This window comes from Paraburkholderia panacisoli (genome assembly GCF_008369935.1).
GTDB classification, from domain to species: Bacteria; Pseudomonadota; Gammaproteobacteria; order Burkholderiales; family Burkholderiaceae; genus Paraburkholderia; species Paraburkholderia panacisoli.
The window spans coordinates 115,840-135,929 of the sequence record NZ_VTUZ01000027.1 but is presented as its reverse complement, the minus strand read 5'-3'; the positions used below and the strand labels follow the sequence as shown (position 1 = coordinate 135,929).

The following is a 20,090-nucleotide window of genomic DNA, read 5'->3' as shown; positions in this document are numbered from 1 at the left end:
GATCGGAATGTTATGACCATCTTTGACGATCTGATGGAGATTGAACTCGGGCTTTTCGTAATCCTTGCCGAGCCGGTAGAGCAGTTCGTAACCGGCTGAGAGGCGTGTGGCGCCGGGCACATAGGCCAGTGGACTGGCGGGATTCGCGAACGATTTCGACGCGGCCTGGGCCCAGGCGGTAAGGGGGCTCAACATCGCCCGCTGGAATTCGTGAAATTGATAGAGCATAGGTGCTCCGTTTTAAGCGGTTCGCATGGGGCTTCGCAAACACGCGTGAGGCGTTGCGGCAGGCCATTTTGGTTGTGGGCACATTAGTTTTCGGCCGACAGTCTGGACGATAATAACCAACTACTCGTGTTTGTGCAATGCAACAATTTGCGTGCGAGCAGCAGCAAACCGTCATCGAATCATGCTACTGGCGATGTTGCCGCGCCGCTATCCGGGCTTGCCTCAGCCTTAAGTTCCGCCGATCCACTGCCGTTATGGGCCGGATGGCCGGTTGCCTGCGCCATTTCCTGTTCGTGCTTCATCAGGTTCAGGCCGGTGTGCACCAGCGCCACATGCGAGAACGCCTGCGGGAAGTTGCCCACCAGACGCTTTTCGAGCGGATCATACTCTTCAGCGAGCAGACCCACGTCATTGCATAGCGCGAGCAGCCGTTCGTACATCTCAATGGCTTCACCGACGCGGCCTAGTAACGCCAAGTTGTCCACCATCCAGAACGAGCACGCAAGGAACGTTCCTTCGCCGGGCGGCAGGCCGTCGTCGTATTCGGTGGTGCGATAGCGCATCACGAAGCCGTCGCGCATCAGGTCCTTTTCGATCGCCGCCACGGTGCCCTTGATGCGCGGATCGTGCGGCCGCAGGAAGCCGACCAGCGGCAGCAGCAGTACGCTCGCGTCCAACTGGTCGCTGCCGTAGTACTGCGAGAACGCGTTGAGCGCGGGATTCCACGCTTTCTCGCAGACTTCCGCGTGGATCTTGTCGCGGATCGCGCGCCAGTCGTCGAGCGGGCCGTCGAGTTTGAACATCTCGGCCGATTTGATCGCGCGATCAAACGCGACCCACGCCATCACCTTCGAGAACGTGAAATGCTGGCGGCCGCCACGCGTTTCCCAGATGCCTTCGTCGGGCTCCTGCCAGATCGTTTCGAGGTGGCCCAGCAGCGCGCATTGCACGTTCCACGCGGTGTCGTCCGCCTGCAAGCCGCCCACGCGTGCCAGATGCAGCGCGTTCATCACTTCGCCATAAACGTCGAGCTGGCGCTGTCCGACCGCGTTGTTGCCGATGCGCACCGGCTTCGCGCCTTGATAGCCCGGCAGCCAGTCGATTTCGAATTCCGGCAGCCGCCGCTCGCCGGCGATCCCATACATGATCTGCAACTGGTCCGGTGCGCCCGCCATCACGCGGCCGAGCCAGCTGCGCCACGCGCGCGCTTCGTCGTAGTAGCCGCCGCGCATCATCGCGAGCAGCGTGATGGTGGCGTCGCGCAGCCAGCAGTAGCGGTAGTCCCAGTTGCGCGTGCCGCCGAGCTGTTCCGGCAGCGACGTGGTGGGCGCCGCGACGATGCCGCCGGTGGGCTCGTAGGCGAGCGCGCGCAGCGTGATCAGCGAACGGCGGATCGGTTCGGCCCAGCGGCCTTCGACGGTGCCGCGCGCCGACCATTCGAGCCAGTGGTTCTCGGTGCGCGCGAGCGCGGTGTGCGGATCGCGCGCGGGCGGAATGCGCAGATGCGACGGCGCGTAGGCGAGCGAAAACGGCACCCGTTCGCCTTCGCTGACCGTGAATTCGGCGACGGTTTTCATGTCCTCGCCGCGCAATTCGACCGGCGTGCGCAGCACCGCGTTGTCCGGCCCGACGATCGCCTTGATGCCGCTATCGTGCTTGAGCCGGTCGACCCACGGAATCGAAAAGCCATAGTCGAAGCGCAGCACCAGTTCCATCTTCATGCGCACGGTGCCGCGCTTGCCGACGACGATGCGCACCAGCTCAGACCAGCCATTGCCCGGCGGCATGAAGTCGATCAGTGTGACGGCGCCCTCGGGCGTGGCGAATTCGGTTTCGAGAATCAGGGTTTCGCCGCGATACCGGCGCGTGATGGTCGGCGCACTGTCCGAGACTGGCGAGATCAGCCACCGGCCGTTCTCGGGCGTGCCGAGCAGGGCGGCGAAGCAGGCGCCCGAATCGAAACGCGGCCAGCAGAGCCAGTCGACGGAACCTTCGCGGGAAACGAGCGCGGCCGTGTGGCCGTCGCCGATGAGCGCATAGTCTTCGATGAGTGCGGGCATGGGGAGCGTGTCAGTGAGGACGCGCGGCGCAGGCCGCCGCGCAGGAGTCGTGGTTACTACCGGACCCGCGCGATGCACTTTGGTTCATCAGGCAATGCGGCAAAACGCGGGTTGGTAATCTGTCGAACGAATGCCTACAATCAAAAATCCAGCCGATGTCCGGAGCCTTCCGGATCGCGAGTCGGCCTTGCCCATGGCGTATGCAGACGCCGTTTCCGAGGACGAAAGCCATGCTGAACCCTTCGAAATCCGATTGCATCACGATTCTCTCGGCCGCCAGCGAACTTGCCGGCGATTCAATGCTGCCGCTCGATCCTGACCGGCTGGGCCTGAGCCACAACGGCTTGCTGACCGCTGCGTCTTTCCTGGTCGAACGGGCTTGCTTCCGGCGTTATCAGGAAGGTGACGGCCATTATGCCGTCGGCGCGTTGTCGTTGCAGGGACGGCTGCGGCTCGAACAGCTGTCGCAGGGCTGAGTTGCGGCTGCGGCACCGGCAGCGGACCTAGGCCTTCGTCATCGGCGAACCTGCTGGCGGCAGCCTGCGGCCACCCTACATCGAGCTTGCGCCGCTGCGCGGTGCTTCTTCGCGTTGGGCATTGCTTTCGTGCAGTGCCGCACTGCGCGCTCATGCATGCTCGCCCGTATTTGCGAATCGGTCGCGCCTTTGCGTGCGCTTCGTCACGCCTTTATCCCGTCGATGCAAAACCCTGGCCGGGCCCGTGCTGCGCCCGGCCCTGCGTGCATTACCGCTTGCGCCGGCCGACCGCAGCCGCTCAGAAGTGCTTCGCCCCCACGTCGAAGATCCCAATGATGCCGATGATGATCAGATAGAGCGCGACGATGTAGTTCAACAGGCGCGGCATGACGAGAATCAGAATGCCGGCGATCAACGCAACCAGCGGGCCCAGGCTGAGTGTGACGTTCATGAAGACTCCGTAGTGTGAAACGCATGAGACGCGATTGAAAAAATGTCCCGCGACGCTGGACAACGGCTACCGATGCGCGCCGGATGCCGGTAGCCGGATTCGCTGCATGATCCTGCGTAACGCTTCTATACTTGCCTCGATAAGAACAACGCTCGACCCACCGCGCGGCAGACCAGAGACACCATAACAACCGCTTCGACCCAATAACCGATGTCAGGAGGTTCTATGCTTCGTCGCCGCCGGGGCGCCGTGCGTGCCGTGTCGCGTTCTGCTTCGCTTACTCTGCTGACTGCTTCATTGCTTTCTTTTCCGCCTTGCGCCGCTGATTCCACGTCGTGGCGCGCGCGGCGGTCTACTCCTCTTTGCACCGCCCGTTCGATCATAAAAGGTTTCATGCTCATGGTATCGATTGTTGCTTCGCATGCGTATGCGCAAGATTCCGGCCCGGTCCCCGCGGACGGGGTCTACAACATGCTCGTCGGCACGTACACCGCCGGCAAGAGCGAGGGCATCTACGTCTACCGCTTCGACACGAGGACTGGGGCGGCCACGCGGGTGTCGGTGGCGCAGACGGTCAATCCGTCGTTCCTCGTGGTGAGCCGCGACCGCCGCTTCGTCTACGCGGTCAACGAATTGCCCGGCGACAACGGCCCGGCCACACAGCGCGGCGGCATTAGCGCGTTTCGCTTCGACGCCGCGCAGGGGCAGCTGACATTTCTCAACAAGGTGTCGTCGGACGGCAATGATCCGTGCTATCTCAGCCTCTCGCCGGACGAGAAGTACTTGCTCACCGCGAACTACTCAGTGGCGGCCGACCCGGGCGGCAGCTTCGCGGTGTTTCCGTTGCAGGGCGACGGCCAGGTCGGCACGTCGGTGCTCACCGTGCATCACGAGGGCGGCGGTCCAGTGAAGGGACGTCAGGACAGTTCGCACGTCCACTCGACGGTGTTCTCGCGGGATGGGCAGTATCTTTTCACGCAGGACCTCGGCGCCGACAAGCTGTACTCGTACCGCTACACGCCGGGCGACAGCCACGGCCCGTTCACGCCGACCGACTGGGGCTACATGCAGCAAAAGGCGGGCACCGGTCCGCGCCATCTGATTTTCGGCGCCGACGGCAAGCACGCGTATCTGACGAGCGAGCTGGCCGCCACCGTCAGCACCTTCGACTACCATGACGGCAAGCTCACGCAGGTGCAATCGCTGTCGCTCACCGACCCGGGTTTCAAGGGCGCGGTCGGCGCCGCGGCCATTCACATGTCGCCGGACGGGCGCTTCGTGTACGCGTCCAATCGGGGCGACGCGAACGAGATCGTGATCTTCTCGGTCGATCCCGCCAATGGGCGTCTGAAGAAGATCGGGCATCAATCGAGCCTCGGCAAGTCGCCGCGTGAATTCGCGATCGACCCGAGCGGCAACTGGTTGATCGTCGGCAATCAGAACAGCGATACCGTGTACGTGTTCAAGCGCGATCAGCAAACCGGTCTGCTCGATCCGACGCCGAAGCAGCACTTCGAACTCGGCTCGCCGGTGGATTTCAAGCTGGTGTCGCCGTCTTGATGGATCGCCTGGTGCCCGTGAGCTGAACGCGCGGGCGGATGAAAAGACGGGCCGCTTCGAGCGGCCCGTCTTTCTGCTGCGGAGTGGGTGGCGCAGACGGTGGCGGACCGGTCGCCGTTATTCCGCCTGTCCAGGGGCGAGCACTTCGCGGCTGCCGTTGATGCTCATCGCCGACACCAGTCCCGCCGTCTCCATCTGTTCGACCAGACGCGCCGCGCGGTTATAGCCGATGCGCAACTGCCGCTGCACCGACGAAATCGATGCGCGCCGCGTGCGCACCACGAACGCGACGGCTTCGTCATAGAGCGGATCGGCTTCCGCATCCGGCGATTCGCCGAACAGGTCCTGCGCCGCGCCGCCATCGGTGGCCGGGCCGTCGAGAATGCCTTCCTCGTACTGCGGCTCGCCGAACTGCTTCAGGTATTCGACGATCCGATGCACTTCCTCGTCGGCGACGAACGCGCCGTGCACCCGTTGCGGGTAGCCGGTGCCCGGCGGCAGGAACAGCATGTCGCCCTGGCCGAGCAGCGACTCGGCGCCCATTTGATCGAGAATCGTGCGCGAGTCGATCTTCGACGACACCTGGAACGCGACACGCGTCGGAATGTTCGCCTTGATGAGCCCGGTGATCACGTCGACCGAGGGCCGCTGCGTCGCCAGAATCAGGTGGATGCCGGCCGCGCGCGCCTTCTGTGCCAGCCGCGCGATCAGCTCTTCGATCTTCTTGCCCGCCACCATCATCAGGTCCGCGAGTTCGTCGATCACGACCACGATCAGCGGCAGCGGCGCGAGCGGCTCGGGCGCTTCGGGTGTCAGCGAGAACGGGTTGCCGAGCTTCTTGCCTTTCGCTTCGGTGTCGCGGATTTTCTGGTTGAAGCCGGCAAGATTGCGCACGCCGACCGCCGACATCAAGCGGTAGCGCTTCTCCATTTCGCCGACACACCAGTTCAGCGCGTTGGCCGCGAGCTTCATGTCGGTGACGACCGGCGCGAGCAGATGCGGAATGCCTTCGTACACCGAAAGCTCCAGCATCTTCGGGTCGATCATGATGAGGCGCACTTCTTCGGGCGTCGCCTTGTAGAGCAGCGAGCAGATCATCGCGTTGATCGCGACGGACTTGCCCGAGCCGGTCGTGCCCGCGACCAGCATGTGCGGCGCCTTCGCCAGATCGGCGACGACCGGATGGCCGGTGATGTCCTTGCCCATCGCCAGCGTCAGTTGCGAGTGCGAGTTCTGATAGACGCTGGCTTCGAGAATTTCCGACAGACGGATCGTCTGGCGCTTCGCGTTCGGCAATTCGAGGCCCATGCAGGTCTTGCCCGGAATCGTTTCGACGACGCGGATCGACGTGAGACCGAGCCCGCGCGACAGGTCCTTCATCAGACCGACGATCTGGCTGCCGCGCACGCCGAGCGCCGGCTCGACTTCGAAACGCGTAATGACCGGACCGGCCGACGCGCCGACCACCGTGACCGGCACCTTGAATTCCTGCAGACGCTGCTCGATCAGCAGACCGGTTTCGATGAGCTTTTCTTCGGAGACCGGTTCGACGTCGGTGTCCGCGCGTGCGAGCAGATCTAGCGTCGGCAATTCGACCATCGACGCGGCGGGTGCGTGGAATTCGAAGCCGTTGACCGGCGTGTGACCGCGCAGCGGCGGGCGCTGGGCGGCGGATTCCGCGGCGGGCGGCTCGGGGGCGAATTGGGGCGCTTGTGGGGTGAGCGCCGTGATTGAGGTTGCAGGGCTTGCCGACGTTGCCGGTGTTATCGGGGCGATGGGCGAGTCGATAGCGGGGACGCCGGCGATAGCAGGCTCTTCCGCGCCGATCGCTTCTTTCGCGTGGAACGAGGGTGCCGGTTGGGCGGGATGAGCGGCAAAGCCGGGGAAACGAACCACGTTCGACGCTTGCGGCGCGATGGATGGAGCGATGCTGGCTGCGTGCGCTGCTGGCGACGAAGCGAATGCGCTCGCAGCTTCCGAGAGGTTCGGAAGGGCAGGGGTGTTCGCTGCTTGCGTGTCGGCCGATGCCGCTTGCTTGCTCGTGTTCGCGGCATGTAGCGGCGGGGTGCTGTCAGATGGCGGCAGGGCTTCGTCAGGCGTGACCGTATTGGTGTGGCTGATCGGCGATGCGCTCGGTGATGCTGCTGCGGGATGCGTTGCTTGCGGCGCGGTCCGAGTTAGCCAAGGCGCTAGCGCCTGATCGATGACGACTTCGGCCACAGGGGTGGTCGGCTGCGCTTCCGCTGCAACGGCGAAGCGCGGCGCAGCGATCGAAGCAGCTTCTTCGACGTGCGCGGGCGCCGCGTCAGTCGACGCGGTGGCGTGCGAAGGCGCTATGGGTCGACTGAGCGGTTGAGCGGGCTCGACGTGGGGACGCGGGTGGCTGTCGATCGGTGGCGGAGATTGTGTCGAGCCATCCTTGAACGGTGCGTCGTCTTCGTCTGTTTGTTCGTCGCCCGCTTGCAATTGGGTTGCGAAAGTTTGGAAGGGCGTTGGAGTCGCGGCAGGGGGCGTGCGTTGCGGTGCAGGTGTGAGAGGTGTGGACGCAGCTGGTTTAGACACAGGAGGTGCGGCCACAGCAGGTGTACCCACAGCAGGTGTATCCACTACAGGCGCAGTCACAGCGGGTGCAGCCGCAGCAGGTGCAGTCATAGCAGGAGCAGCCACAGCAGGCGCAGCCACGGCCGCGTCAGCCACACCAGCCACTGCCGCATCAGAGACAGATTCCGCACTCACGAACGCCGCGGCGCGAGTCGCACGCTCAGCCACATCCCCAGCCGCCCCACCCGCCGTCGACTCCGCCACGGCCATCAACGGCGTGTGAATGATCGGCGGCTGGATCGGCCATTGCACGACGGGTTCCGCGCCTACCTCGACCGGTGGCACATCGAACGCGGCATCCTTGCGCGTCAGTTCAACCGGCGCCGTCTCGACCGGCGCATAGGCCAATGGATGCGCCGACGCCCGCTCGGCGCCCTCGCGCGACGGCTCATACACGCTCGTCGGCGACGCTGTCTGAACCGGGTCGATACTCGGGGTATGGCCGCCGGACCTCTCAACCTCAAAAGACGGCGCGGCGTTCGCCGCAGCCACCGCCTTCGCACCTTCCGCGCCGCTGCTACGCGCGAGGCTCACGCCGGCCAGATCGGTCCAGCGCGCGGCGTTTTCCGCGATGCTGCGGAGCGTTTCCTCGACACTGGCAGGCGGCGAGGCTTTCTGCGCTGTCGGCATCGGGCGAGTGAAAGCCGGTGCCGGGCGGCGCGAATCTGGCGCTGGCGTGACTCCGTTCGCAAGGGGCGCGGCCGGAAACGGTTGACGAGGCGTCGCGGTACGGTTGAGCGGAGCTGCCGCGCCAGCCGAACTCTGCATCGTCGACGGACGGCTCACGCTGCCGGCTGCGGGATTCGCCCTCGAGTCCGAAGCCGCGCCGGTAACGCCGCCAGCAAGCGCGCCCGACGCCGTGCGCGCCGCCGCTCCAGCGTAAGCCGCCTTCGCCGCCGCACCTGATGCGCCCGACGCAGCAGCGGCCACTCCAGCCGCAGCCGCCCTGCCCGCGCCAAACGATCCCGCCGCACGCTGCTCGCCGGCCGAGCGCCGGCCGACCTGCAATGCGGAATCGCGAGGCACGGCACCCGACGTACCCGACGCCTCCATGCGTCCCGCAGCACCTGAACGCGGCGTGGTCTCACGCAACCATCCCGCCGGCGCAACCGGCTCGGTCGGCATGAACGCAGTCTTGTCCGAATTCAACGCTGACGCCTGGCGCGGCGATACCGCAGTACCAGTGCGCAAAACCGGCTCGATCTGCTTCACCTGAGCGCGCGCGGCTGGCGCGCCGGCGCGCCAGCTCGACCCGCTGCCACGTGCCGCCGCGTCCTTACCCGACGCCATGCCCGCCGCACCCGCGCCCGCACCCGCACCCGCACCCGCATTCACACCCGCGCCCGCACCACGCCCGCTCGCCGGTGGCCGCCACACTGTCGGCCGCGCATAGCGCCCGTTGCTTTTCGGCGCCATTGTGTTGGTGGCCGGCGAAACGTGCGAAGGCAAACCATCATCGACGCTGCGATGACGGCGCGCTTGCTCGTCGCGCCGCGCCAGGCCACGCGACAAACCGAGACCAAACGCGCCGTCCGCCCACGCGGCGAAATCGCGCCAGCGGAAATCGATCAGCCAGGGCAGGCTGATCATGAGCAGGGCGAGCGCCGCGAGCGGCGTGCCGATATGTCCGAGCAGATGGCCGAAGCCTGCGGCCAGCGCATGGCCCAGGCCATTGACGCCCGCGATGCCGATCAGCGATGCCTCCAACGTGCAGCTCGCCGCCATCACGCAGACGAAGCCTAGCCACAGCCGGATCGTGCCGGGGCCGCGCAAGCCTGCGCCGCCTGGCAGCACCGACTTCACAAGGCGCCACAAAAGAGGAATGAACCAGACGGCCGACCCGCCGAACCAGCCGAAAACTACCGTTTGCATACTAGACATCAACGAATGATGGACGCGCGAAAACGCAATCCGTCGAGTTTAACCGGCGCAGCCCGAGGCTTCGACGGCCGACGCAGGTATGCTTGCGTCTGATGGGAAAGCGGACCGGCGCACGGTCCGCCATCGGTGCAAAACAGCGGCTGCCGGAGCGGCCCGCGCAGCTCGCGCGGACCGTCTCGAACGCGGCCGCGCGCGCTCGATGATGCATCGGAAGGTTGGCCCGCCGCCACATTACGAACCACCCCATCCACGTCTCACGACACACTACCAGCCGGCCAACAGCCGGCCATCAGCCGGCCTTTGTCAGCGCCGTTCACTTATCGCTGCGATCGAACGTCAGCGTGTCGCCGTTATCGAGTATCAACTGCATCTGTTGCGGCGGGCGCATCTGCACGCCGGTGCGGTCGATGCGCGTCAGCGCGTCGAGAAACGCGCCTTCGATCTTGCCGCCCGGCGTCATGCACGCCATGCGCGTGCCGGCCAGCGGGCCGAAGCTCAGCTTGCCGTCCTTCAGCGCATACGAACCCATGTAGCGGTTGCAGCCGGAAAAGCCGCTGGCGTGGCGCTGGCCGGTCTTGGTGGAAAGCATCAGCGTGATCGGCTCGCCCTGATCCGCGGACGGCAGCGCGCGCGCCGTGCCGTCGGCCTGCTTCCATGCGGTCAGCACCCAGCTGGTGTCGTCGAGCAACTGCGCGGCGGCGGGGTTGAATGGATCGGGCGCCGCGGCGGCCGAGTCGGGATGTTTCGGGATCGCGCAGGCGCTCATCAGCGCGGCGACGCTCAACGCGGCGATGGCCGCGCGCGCATGAGTGGTAAAGCGCGCAACACGTCGCGCGGAGGAGCTTTGGAGCATGGCGTCGTTCCTCTTCAAACTGGCGAAGGCGTAAGGGTAACGCACTAAGCTTGCCGCACGCGAGCGCAACGGCGTGCGGATACTTTAATGAGATTGCAGCGGTGCCCGTGCGCGCCGCCGCCCTGTCCCGTCGAGCCGCGTCGGGCCTCTCACGCGCGGCTGGCGACACACGAACGCGGCCGCCGCGAGCAAGGCGCTGCGAGGGGCCCGCATGTTAACATCGCGCTCTAACCAATCCCACTCTCATTCCGACTTTTTTGGAGACACCATGCAGATCGGCCAACGGATCGGCACGCCGCTTTCTGAATCCGCCACGCGCGTCATGCTGCTCGGTGCCGGCGAGCTCGGCAAGGAAGTGATCATCGCGCTGCAACGGCTGGGCGTCGAAGTGATCGCCGTCGACCGTTACCCGAATGCGCCGGGTCATCAGGTCGCGCATCGCTCGCACGTGATCGACATGACCGACCACGCCGCATTGCGCGCTCTGGTCGAGCAGGAGCGCCCGCATCTGATCGTCCCCGAGATCGAGGCGATCGCCACCGACGCGCTCGCCGCGATCGAAACCGACGGTCTCGCCGAAGTGATCCCGACCGCGCGCGCCGCCCAGCTCACGATGAATCGCGAAGGCATCCGCCGCCTCGCCGCCGAAGAGCTCGGCTTGCCGACCTCGCCGTACGCGTTCGCCGATTCGCTCGACGAACTGCGCGCCGGCATCGCCAAGGTCGGCTATCCGTGCGTCGTGAAGCCGGTGATGTCGTCGTCGGGCAAGGGGCAGTCGGTGCTCAGGAGCGACGCCGACGTGGAACCCGCCTGGCAGTATGCGATGGCGGGCGGCCGCGTGAATTACGGCCGCGTGATCGTCGAAGGCTTTATCGACTTCGAATACGAAATCACGCAGTTGACCGTGCGCGCAATCGACCCAACGAGCGGCGAAGTCAGCACGTATTTCTGCGCTCCGATCGGCCACGTGCAGGTGGCGGGCGACTATGTCGAATCATGGCAGCCGCAGCCGATGAGCCCGCTCGCGCTCGAACGTTCGCGCGAAGTGGCGCACAAGGTGACGGCTGCGCTCGGCGGGCGGGGCCTGTTCGGCGTGGAACTTTTCGTGCGGGGCGATGACGTATGGTTCTCCGAAGTGAGCCCGCGTCCGCACGACACGGGGCTCGTCACGCTGTGTTCGCAACGCTTCTCGGAGTTCGAACTGCATGCGCGCGCGATCCTCGGCTTGCCGGTGGATACGTCGCAGCGGGCGCCCGGGGCGTCGGCGGTGATCTACGGCGGTCTGGACGAAGCCGGCATCGCCTTCGAAGGCGTCGCGGCGGCGCTGGCGGTGCCCAATGCGGATCTGCGCCTGTTCGGCAAGCCGGAGAGCTTCGTCAAGCGCCGCATGGGTGTCGCGCTCGCCACCGGCGAGAACCTCGACGAAGCGCGTTCACGCGCGAAACAGGCCGCGGCGGCGGTGCGGCCGGTGTCGTCGAAGTAAGGTCGAAGCAAGCGGCGCGGCGGGATGCGCTTGCGAGTGTTTCGATGCATGAACTGCGCGTGCGGCAGTTTGGCCGCGCGCAATCCGAATGACGGCGGCTCGCCGGGCTGGTTGGGCTCATTGAAGCTCATTGAAGCAGGGGTTCGTATGGCGCTCGAATCGCGCAAGATCACGCGGCGCGGCATGGCAGGGCGTTTCGGCGCGGCCGGCGTGTTATTCGCGCTATGTGCGGCGCTGACGGGGTGCGGTCTCGCCGCTGCGCCGTGCCGGGTCGCATCGGCCGGCTTGAAGATCGTGCCGCTGGTCGGGCACGTGGCGGCCGCGCCGACCGATGCGTGCGCCGCGGTGATCGATCCCTGACCGGCCGGTCAACGCACCGTTCGGGTTTCATTGTCCAGTTTGGTATGCAGCAACGAGCGAGGCATCCAATGAAGACATGGCTTGTGGCAAGCATCACGGCGGCGGGTCTCGCGGCGCTTGGCGCCAATGCGTGGGCCGCGCCGTTGCAGTTCGGCGAGATCCAGACCAAAAGCCGGCAGACGCATAAGTACACCTGCGCGACCGGCAAGATTCTGCACGTCACCTACTGGAACACGGCGAATGGCCAGAGCTTCGCGCTGGTGCCGGTCAAAGGCAAACCGCTGCTGTTCGTCAACACGATCTCGGCGTCCGGCGTGAAATACCAGGCCGGCAGCTATACCTGGTGGACCAAGGGCCCGCGCGCCGACCTCTACGACGCGATGGCCGGCGCGAACGCGCCGCCGATTCTGTCCGACTGCATCACCATCATTCGCTAGGCACGATGCCGCGGCTCCCGTTGCCGGTGCTACCGCCGCCGCTCGCGACGGGCGCTCCCCGTCATCCCCGCCGCACGGCATTGCCCCGCTGCGCGCATCATTTCCCCCCGAGTAGTAAGCTGTCCGGCATGGCATTCGCCGTGCCGTCATGCCATGCCGCGCGCTGTCCGCGTGGCCGTCGTCGTCTTCGATCGTCCGTTTCCGGACCCTAACGGCTGGGCTCACCGCCCATCTCCGTAACATCAAGCGAGACCCTCAATGAAAGCATCGGACCTGTTCGTCAAGTCGCTGGAAGCCGAAGGTGTCGAGTACGTGTTCGGCATCCCCGGCGAAGAAAATCTCGATCTGCTCGAATCGCTGCGCCGCTCGAAAATCCGTCTGATCCTCACGCGGCACGAACAGGCGGCCGGCTTCATGGCCGCGACCTACGGGCGGCTCACCGGCCGCACCGGCGTGTGTCTGGCCACCCTCGGCCCCGGCGCGACCAACTTCGTGACCGCCGCCGCGTATGCGCAGCTAGGCGGCATGCCGATGCTGATGGTCACCGGCCAAAAGCCGATCAAGTCGAGCAAGCAGGGCCATTTCCAGATCGTCGACGTGGTGCGGATGATGGAGCCGCTCACCAAGTACACGCGGCAGATCGTGTCGGTCGCCAACATTCCGGCGGCGGTGCGCGAGGCGGTCCGGCAGGCCGAAGAGGAGCGGCCCGGCGCCACGCACCTCGAATTGCCCGAAGACGTCGCGCATGAGGAGGGCGACGGCAAGCCGATTCCGAAGAGCTTCAGCCGCCGCCCCGTTGCCGAGGAAAAAGCGGTGGCGCGCGCGGTCGAGGCGATCACCGGCGCGAAGCATCCGTTGCTGATGATCGGCGCGGGCGGCAATCGCAAGACCACCACGAAAATGCTGCGCGAGTTCGTCGACCAGATCGGCATACCGTTCTTCACCACGCAGATGGGCAAGGGCGTGATCGACGAATCGCATCCGATGTGGCTCGGCAACGCGACGCTGTCCGACGGCGACTTCGTGCATCGCGCGATCGACCACGCGGACTGCATCATCAATGTCGGCCACGACGTGATCGAGAAGCCGCCGTTCTTCATGCGCAGCGGCGACGCGGGCGAGAAGACGGTGATTCACGTCAACTTTCTCGGCGCGGAAGTCGACACGGTGTATTTCCCGCAGATCGAAGTGGTCGGCGATATCGCGAACGCGGTGTGGCAGTTGAAGGAAAGCCTCAAGGAACGCCAGGAGCATTGGGACTTCACGCGCTTCAAGGAGATCAAGCAGCACTTCGAAGCGCATCTGGTCAAAGGCCAGCACGATGACCGCTTCCCGATGTATCCGGTGCGCATCGTCAACGACGTGTATGAGACCACGCCGGTGGACGGCATCGTGTGTCTGGACAACGGCATGTACAAGATCTGGTTCGCACGCTACTACCGCGCGCATGAACCGAATTCGCTGCTGCTCGACAACGCGCTGGCGTCGATGGGTGCGGGCTTGCCTTCGGCGATCGCCACGAAGATCGTGCACCCGGACCGCAAGGTGATGGCCGTGTGCGGCGACGGCGGCTTCATGATGAATTCGCAGGAACTGGAAACGGCGGTGCGCCTGAAGCTCGATCTGGTGATCCTGATCCTGCGCGACGACGCGTTCGGGATGATCCGCTGGAAGCAGGAAAACATGAACTTCCCGGACTACGGGATGACGCTCGCCAATCCGGATTTCGTCGCGTACGCGCAGAGCTATGGCGCCAAAGGCCATCGGATCGAATCGGCGGCGGAGTTTGCGCCCTTGCTGCGCGAGTGCTTCGTGACGCCCGGCGTGCACGTGATCGATGTGCCGATCGACTATTCGGACAACGAGCGTGTGCTCAATCGCGAGATCAAGCGGCTTTCGGCGCAACTGTGAGCTTTATCTGAACCGTCATTGGGCGGCATGGGCCTGGCCGGCCGTGCTGCTCTTGCTGCTGCTACTGTCAGGCATCGGATCAAGGAGAACGCGTCATGTTGCAGAAGACTTATCCGTACTATCTCGCGAACGAAGCGGTGGCCGCCAACACCGATCTCGAAGTCACCGATAAATTCAGCGGCGAAGTGGCGACCCGCGTGGCGATGGCGGACGCGAACGCAATCGACAAAGCGATCGGCCACGCCGTCGACGCGATGCCCGCGATGCGCGCGTTTCCCCCGTTCAAACGCCAGGCGGTGCTCGAACACTGCGTGAAGCGCTTTCGCGAGCGCTACGATGAACTGGCGCTCGCGCTGTGCATCGAAGCCGGCAAGCCGATCAACGATTCGAAAGGCGAGGTCACACGCCTGATCGATACGTTCAAGGTGGCCGCCGAGGAGAGCGTGCGGATCGACGGCGAGATCGTCAATCTGGAAATCTCGGCGCGCGCGAGGGGCTATCACGGCTATGTGAAGCGCGTGCCGATCGGCCCGTGCTCGTTCATCTCGCCGTTCAATTTTCCGCTGAACCTGACCGCGCACAAGGTCGCGCCGGCGATCGCCGCCGGCGTGCCGTTCGTGCTGAAGCCGGCGAGCCGCACGCCGGTCGGCGCGCTGATCATGGGCGAGATACTCGCGGAAACCGATCTGCCGAAAGGCGCGTTCTCGATTCTCCCCGCGCATCGCGACGGCGCCGATCTCTTCACCACCGACGAGCGCTTCAAGCTGCTGTCGTTCACCGGCTCGCCGGCGGTCGGCTGGGATCTGAAGAAGAAGGCCGGCAAGAAGAAAGTGATTCTCGAGCTGGGCGGCAACGCGGCCGCGATCGTCGACGGCGATCAGGGCGGCAAGCTCGACTACGTGGTCGAGCGGCTCGCGTTCGGCGCGTTCTATCAGTCGGGGCAGAGCTGCATCGGCGTGCAGCGGATTCTGGTGCACGCGCAGGTCTATGACGCGCTGCGTGAGAAGCTGATCGCGAAAACGAAGTCGCTCGTGATGGGCGACCCGAAAGACGAAAAGACCTTTGTCGGGCCGATGATCTCCGAGTCGGAATCGAAGCGCCTCGCCGGCTGGATGGATGGCGCGGTGCAGGCGGGCGCGAAAATCGTCGCGGGCGGCAAGGTCGACGGCGCGATGTTCGAGGCCACGCTGCTCGAAGGCGTGAAGCGCGACACCGATCTGTATCGCAAGGAAGCGTTCGGGCCGGTGGCCATACTGGAGCGCTTCGACGACTTTGAGGCCGCGCTCGACTCCGTCAACGACAGCGACTTCGGCCTGCAAGCCGGCGTGTTCACGGATTCGCTCGCGCATGCGCATCGCGCGTGGGATGCGCTCGAAGTCGGCGGCGTGGTGATCAACGACGTGCCGTCGTTCCGGGTCGACAACATGCCGTACGGCGGCGTGAAGGATTCCGGGCTGGGGCGCGAAGGCGTGCGCTACGCGATCGAGGACATGACGGAGATACGGTTGATGGTGATGCGCGAGACGTGGTGAGGGGCAGTGTCGATGCGGCTGGGGTCAACCGGGGCGGCAGGCCCGCCTGCCGGGGGAGCTTGCTTCCGCGCGTGGCGAGCTGCCTTGCGCGTGAGTCCCGCGCGGGCAGCGCCTCGCCATCCGCAACAGTCAGGCAGGGCGCTCGTCAAAGCCTATCCTGTCACGCAACTGTCGTCTGCGCGGACTACGCTGCGAGCGAAGCGGCGCGCCGCTTCGCCGCCCACGCGCGACGCTCGCGCGGCGCGCTTTGCACGGCGCAAGCAGAAAGCCCGCACATGCGCCATGAGTGTTTTTGCTGAAGTGCTACAATACCGGCCTTTCCGGCGGGTGTTTCCGCCGGCCGGAGCCGGCCGCAGTTTTCCCGTAATACTGACGGGTCCCGTGCGGAACGCCGTGGCTCCGCTTCATCCTGATGCCCTCTGCGGTTTCGACCGCTGCCGCGCGCACCGCGCCAAGCGCATTTTTAGCGAAAGCCACCATGTCCGACACAGCCGTCACGCCCAGCACTGAGACTTTTGATCAATTCGGCCTCGCGCCCGACATCCTGAAGGCCGTCAAGGAATCGGGCTACACCACGCCCACGCCGATCCAGGCGCAGGCGATTCCCGTCGTGCTGGCCGGCCGTGACGTGATGGGCGCCGCGCAGACCGGCACCGGCAAGACCGCGAGCTTCTCGCTGCCGATCATCCAGCGGCTGTTGCCGCAGGCCAGCACGAGTGCGTCGCCCGCGCGCCATCCGGTGCGCGCGCTGATCCTCACGCCGACCCGCGAACTGGCCGACCAGGTCGCCGCCAACGTGCAGTCGTACGCGAAGCACACGGCGCTGCGCAGCGCCGTGGTGTTCGGCGGCGTGGACATGAATCCGCAGTCCGAGCAACTGCGCCGCGGCGTCGAAATCCTGATCGCGACGCCGGGCCGTCTGCTCGATCACGTGCAACAGAAAACCGCCAACCTGGGCCAGGTGCAGATCCTCGTGCTCGACGAAGCCGACCGGATGCTCGACATGGGCTTCCTGCCGGACCTGCAGCGCATCCTGAACCTGTTGCCGAAAGAGCGTCAGACGCTGCTGTTCTCGGCCACGTTCTCGGGCGAAATCAAGAAGCTGGCGGCTACGTATCTGCGCAATCCGCAAACCATCGAGGTCGCGCGCAGCAACTCGACCGCGACCAACGTGACGCAGATCGTCTACGAAGTCGCCGAGGGCGACAAGACCGGCGCGGTCGTGCAATTGATCCGCGAGCGCGGCCTCAAGCAGGTGATCGTGTTCTGCAACAGCAAGATCGGCGCAAGCCGTCTCGCGCGCAGCCTCGAGCGCGACGGCGTGGTGGCGACCGCGATTCACGGCGACCGCACGCAGAACGAGCGCATGCAGGCGCTCGACGCGTTCAAGCGCGGCGAGATCGAAGCGCTGGTGGCGACCGACGTCGCCGCTCGCGGCCTGGACATCGTCGAGCTGCCCGCGGTGATCAACTTCGACCTGCCGTTCAACGCGGAAGATTACGTGCACCGGATCGGCCGTACCGGGCGCGCGGGTGCGTCGGGCGACGCGCTGTCGCTGTGCAGCCCGAACGAGCGCAAGCAGCTTGCCGATATCGAGAAGCTGATCAAGCGTCCGCTGGAAGTGCTGCGCCTGACCGTGGATGCGCCAGTTCGGCATCATCATGAAGAGCGCCCGCCGCGTCGCGAGCGCAGCGGCGACGGCCGTGAAGAGCGCGGCAGCCGCCGCCGCACGGGGGCGTCGTCGGGGTCGTTCGAGCGGCCGCATCATCATCATCATCGCGCGCAGCCTGTGGATGATTTCTTCCTGAAGCCGTACGAGCCGTCGCCTGCTTCGATGCGCAAGATCGAAGAAGCATCTGCTGCTTCGGCGGCGCCGCAGAAGTCGGGCTCGAAGCAGCCATTGGCGGCGTTGCTGGGCGGGTTCGGGATGCCGAGGAAGTCGACTTCCTCGTCGTGATTCGCGCGGCAAGGCTGTAAATGCTTGAGAGTCTCAGGCGCTTCGCGGGCTCAACGGCGAAGCGCCTTCATACGCTTTCGCTTTCAGAAGTTGATCCCCATCCGCTTTGCCCATGCCGACGTAGCGGCGGCATAGAAGCGGTCTAGCGTCGTATGGGCCTCGCCGGCCAGATCGAGTCCCAGATGCCGCGCGGCGGCGCTCAACGCTTCGAGTGGCTTGTCGCTGTCGAGCGCGGTGGCGCCGTTCTGCTTGCTCAGCTTTTCGCCGTGGTCGTTCGTCACGACGGGCACGTGCAGATACTGCGGCGTTCGCACACCAAGACAGCGCTGCAGATAAATTTGCCGCGCCGTCGAATCCATCAAATCCGCGCCGCGCACGATGTGCGTGATGCCCGCGTCCGCATCGTCGACCACCACCGCCAGTTGATACGCCCATTGGCCGTCCGCGCGCTTCAGCACGAAATCGCCGACTTCGGTGGCGAGGTCTTGCGTCTGCTTGCCTTGCCAGCGATCTTCGAAGCTAATCACGGCCGCGTCGCCGTCAGGCACGCGCAAGCGCCATGCGCGCGCGGGTTTACCGTTGAGTCCGGCGCGGCAGGTGCCGGGGTAGGCGAGCGTCGTGTTGCGCGCGTGCGCGTGCAGCAGCGAGTCGGCAATTTCCTTGCGCGTGCAGCCACACGGATAGACCAGGCCGGTGGACTTCAATTGCTCCAGCACCTGCTCGTAGCGCGCGATGCGCTGGCTTTGCCAGACGGGCTTTTCGTCCGCGAGCATGCCGAAGCGTTCGAGCGTCGCGAGAATATCCTCGGCGGCGCCGGGGACGGTGCGCGGCCCGTCGATGTCCTCGACGCGCACGAGCCACGCGCCCCGATGCGCGCGGGCGTCGAGCCAGCTTGCCAGCGCGCTGACCAGCGAACCGTAATGCAAGGGCCCGGTCGGCGACGGTGCGAAGCGTCCGCGGTAGGTCATGGTTGGATGGCCGAGGTGGGTGCGGGTACAGGCAACAACGGTACGGGCATGACGGCGGCAGAGGGCGAGGGCGCCCGTGTAGTCGCGGCGCCGGCAAATGCCGCTTCACACGCACCTGCCGATACCGGCTGCAGGCGAGGCGCTGCGGTTGTGGCCGCATACGACCCGCCAGCCCGAACCCGCTCGCGTCGCCTCATTCGCCCGCCATCCGCGGCCGTCATTACGCGGCTTGCGCGGCCTTGCTGTCCGGATGGCACGCCGGACACGTCTTGCCCGGCACGTACAGCGGCGACTGTTGCGCGCCGGGCGTGACCACGGCGCGGCAGCCGAAGCATTGCGCGGTCGCCGTCGGCTCCAGTTGCGGATTCAGCGCGGTGCGGTAGTCGAACACGAAGCAGTCGCCGTGATAATGCGCGCCGCCCACTTCCTCGAAGTACTTCAGGATGCCGCCTTCGAGCTGGTACACGTTCTCGATGCCGACTTCCTTCATGTGGATTGCGGCCTTCTCGCAGCGAATCCCGCCGGTGCAGAACGACACCACCGTCTTGCCTTCGAGATCGGCGCGATTGTTCTCGATCACTGCCGGAAACTCGCTGAATTTCGCAATGCGGTAGTCGAGCGCGTTGTCGAACGTGCCGACGTCGACTTCGAATGCATTGCGCGTGTCGAGCATGACCACCGGGCGGCCCTCGTCGTCGTGACCGCGGTCCAGCCAGTGCTTCAGCGTGGGTGCGTCGACGAACGGCGCGCGGCCGAGTTCCGGGCGGATGGCCGGCTTCTTCATCGTGATGATTTCGCGCTTGAGCTTGACCAGCATGCGCGTGAACGGCTGCTTTTCCGACAGGCTTTCCTTGAATTGCAGATTCGCGAACTTGCCCTCGAACAGCGCGTCGTGGCGGATGTAGTCGATGAACGCGTCTGTGTTCTCGCGCGTGCCGGCGACGAACAGATTGATGCCTTCCGGCGCCAGCAGAATGGTGCCGCGCAGGCCGAGCGCGGTGCAGCGTTCAGTGACGAACGGGCGCCAAGCGGCGGTGTCTTCGATGGTCGCGAATTGATACGCGGCGAGATTGACGATACTCATGTGTGTCCAGCGGTAAGAAGTGGCCGGCGTGGCGAAAAGCGGGGGGGCGTTGAGCCGCCGCGTTGGGCCCGGGCAAGCCGGGCTGAGCCAGGGTGTCGCGGCCACGTCGAAAAGGGCGAAACCTCTATTATCCCTCAACCCGGCATTTTGCCGGACTCGGCCGAATGGCCGGCCGGTTGCGCCAGCTCAAATGGTCCGGCAATTTGAGGTGCCGGTCGGCGCTGATTGTTGCAGTTAGCGCGCGTGGC

General features: G+C 65.5%; 13 protein-coding genes and 2 pseudogenes. 8 read left to right on the top strand and 7 right to left on the bottom strand.

Annotation, left to right across the window (positions count from 1 at the left end):
* Positions 1 to 228: pseudogene (locus FVF58_RS32185) on the bottom strand (polyhydroxyalkanoate depolymerase); the annotation flags it as partial.
* A gap of 179 nt (positions 229 to 407) precedes the next feature.
* Positions 408 to 2,288 carry a glycoside hydrolase family 15 protein gene (locus tag FVF58_RS32180; RefSeq protein ID WP_149673802.1) on the bottom strand — a complete coding sequence of 627 codons (1,881 nt, stop codon included), beginning with the start codon at positions 2,286 to 2,288 and terminating at the stop codon, positions 408 to 410.
* Positions 2,289 to 2,518: 230 nt separating this feature from the next.
* On the opposite strand from FVF58_RS32180, the gene FVF58_RS32175 reads away from it, so the two are divergent.
* Positions 2,519 to 2,764: a hypothetical protein gene (locus FVF58_RS32175; protein WP_149673808.1), complete on the top strand. Its 246-nt coding sequence runs from the start codon at positions 2,519 to 2,521 to the stop codon at positions 2,762 to 2,764.
* 298 nt (positions 2,765 to 3,062) lie between these two features.
* Here FVF58_RS32175 and FVF58_RS32170 read toward each other — a convergent pair whose 3' ends face one another.
* On the bottom strand, positions 3,063 to 3,215 hold the full coding sequence (locus FVF58_RS32170) for a DUF3096 domain-containing protein (protein WP_149673801.1): 153 nt from the start codon (positions 3,213 to 3,215) through the stop codon (positions 3,063 to 3,065).
* A gap of 225 nt (positions 3,216 to 3,440) precedes the next feature.
* Here FVF58_RS32170 and FVF58_RS32165 point away from each other — a divergent pair, with 225 nt between their 5' ends.
* Entirely contained in the window at positions 3,441 to 4,775 is a 1,335-nt protein-coding gene (locus FVF58_RS32165) for a lactonase family protein (RefSeq protein ID WP_188130976.1), read from the top strand.
* Between the two features lie 117 nt (positions 4,776 to 4,892).
* Here the strand turns inward: FVF58_RS32165 and FVF58_RS54865 are convergent.
* Positions 4,893 to 6,539 (bottom strand): annotated as a pseudogene (locus FVF58_RS54865) (DNA translocase FtsK); the annotation flags it as partial.
* Positions 6,540 to 9,570: 3,031 nt separating this feature from the next.
* On the bottom strand, positions 9,571 to 10,110 hold the full coding sequence (locus FVF58_RS32155) for an META domain-containing protein (protein ID WP_149673798.1): 540 nt from the start codon (positions 10,108 to 10,110) through the stop codon (positions 9,571 to 9,573).
* A gap of 268 nt (positions 10,111 to 10,378) precedes the next feature.
* Here FVF58_RS32155 and purT point away from each other — a divergent pair, with 268 nt between their 5' ends.
* From purT to FVF58_RS32120, 6 genes are all read left to right on the top strand, one after another.
* A complete protein-coding gene (gene purT / locus FVF58_RS32150) occupies positions 10,379 to 11,593 on the top strand; it encodes a formate-dependent phosphoribosylglycinamide formyltransferase (RefSeq protein ID WP_149673797.1) in 1,215 nt (404 codons plus the stop codon).
* Between the two features lie 147 nt (positions 11,594 to 11,740).
* Positions 11,741 to 11,953: a DUF6726 family protein gene (locus FVF58_RS32145; RefSeq protein WP_149673796.1), complete on the top strand. Its 213-nt coding sequence runs from the start codon at positions 11,741 to 11,743 to the stop codon at positions 11,951 to 11,953.
* 68 nt (positions 11,954 to 12,021) lie between these two features.
* Complete coding sequence (locus tag FVF58_RS32140) at positions 12,022 to 12,390, top strand: MliC family protein (RefSeq protein WP_149673795.1); 369 nt, start codon at positions 12,022 to 12,024, stop codon at positions 12,388 to 12,390.
* 258 nt (positions 12,391 to 12,648) lie between these two features.
* The gene (locus FVF58_RS32135; RefSeq protein ID WP_149673794.1) at positions 12,649 to 14,301 is read left to right on the top strand and encodes an acetolactate synthase large subunit; all 1,653 of its coding nucleotides are present in this window, start codon (positions 12,649 to 12,651) and stop codon (positions 14,299 to 14,301) included.
* Positions 14,302 to 14,396: 95 nt separating this feature from the next.
* The gene (locus tag FVF58_RS32130; protein ID WP_149673793.1) at positions 14,397 to 15,833 is read left to right on the top strand and encodes an aldehyde dehydrogenase family protein; all 1,437 of its coding nucleotides are present in this window, start codon (positions 14,397 to 14,399) and stop codon (positions 15,831 to 15,833) included.
* Positions 15,834 to 16,311: 478 nt separating this feature from the next.
* Entirely contained in the window at positions 16,312 to 17,790 is a 1,479-nt protein-coding gene (locus FVF58_RS32120) for a DEAD/DEAH box helicase (RefSeq protein ID WP_149673807.1), read from the top strand.
* 83 nt (positions 17,791 to 17,873) lie between these two features.
* On the opposite strand, the gene gluQRS is transcribed toward FVF58_RS32120, so the two are convergent.
* Positions 17,874 to 18,758, bottom strand: a complete 885-nt coding sequence (gene gluQRS, locus FVF58_RS32115) for a tRNA glutamyl-Q(34) synthetase GluQRS (RefSeq protein ID WP_149673792.1) — start codon at positions 18,756 to 18,758, stop codon at positions 17,874 to 17,876.
* Positions 18,759 to 18,978: 220 nt separating this feature from the next.
* Entirely contained in the window at positions 18,979 to 19,842 is an 864-nt protein-coding gene (locus tag FVF58_RS32110) for a sulfurtransferase (protein WP_149673791.1), read from the bottom strand.
* Positions 19,843 to 20,090 lie beyond the last annotated feature (248 nt).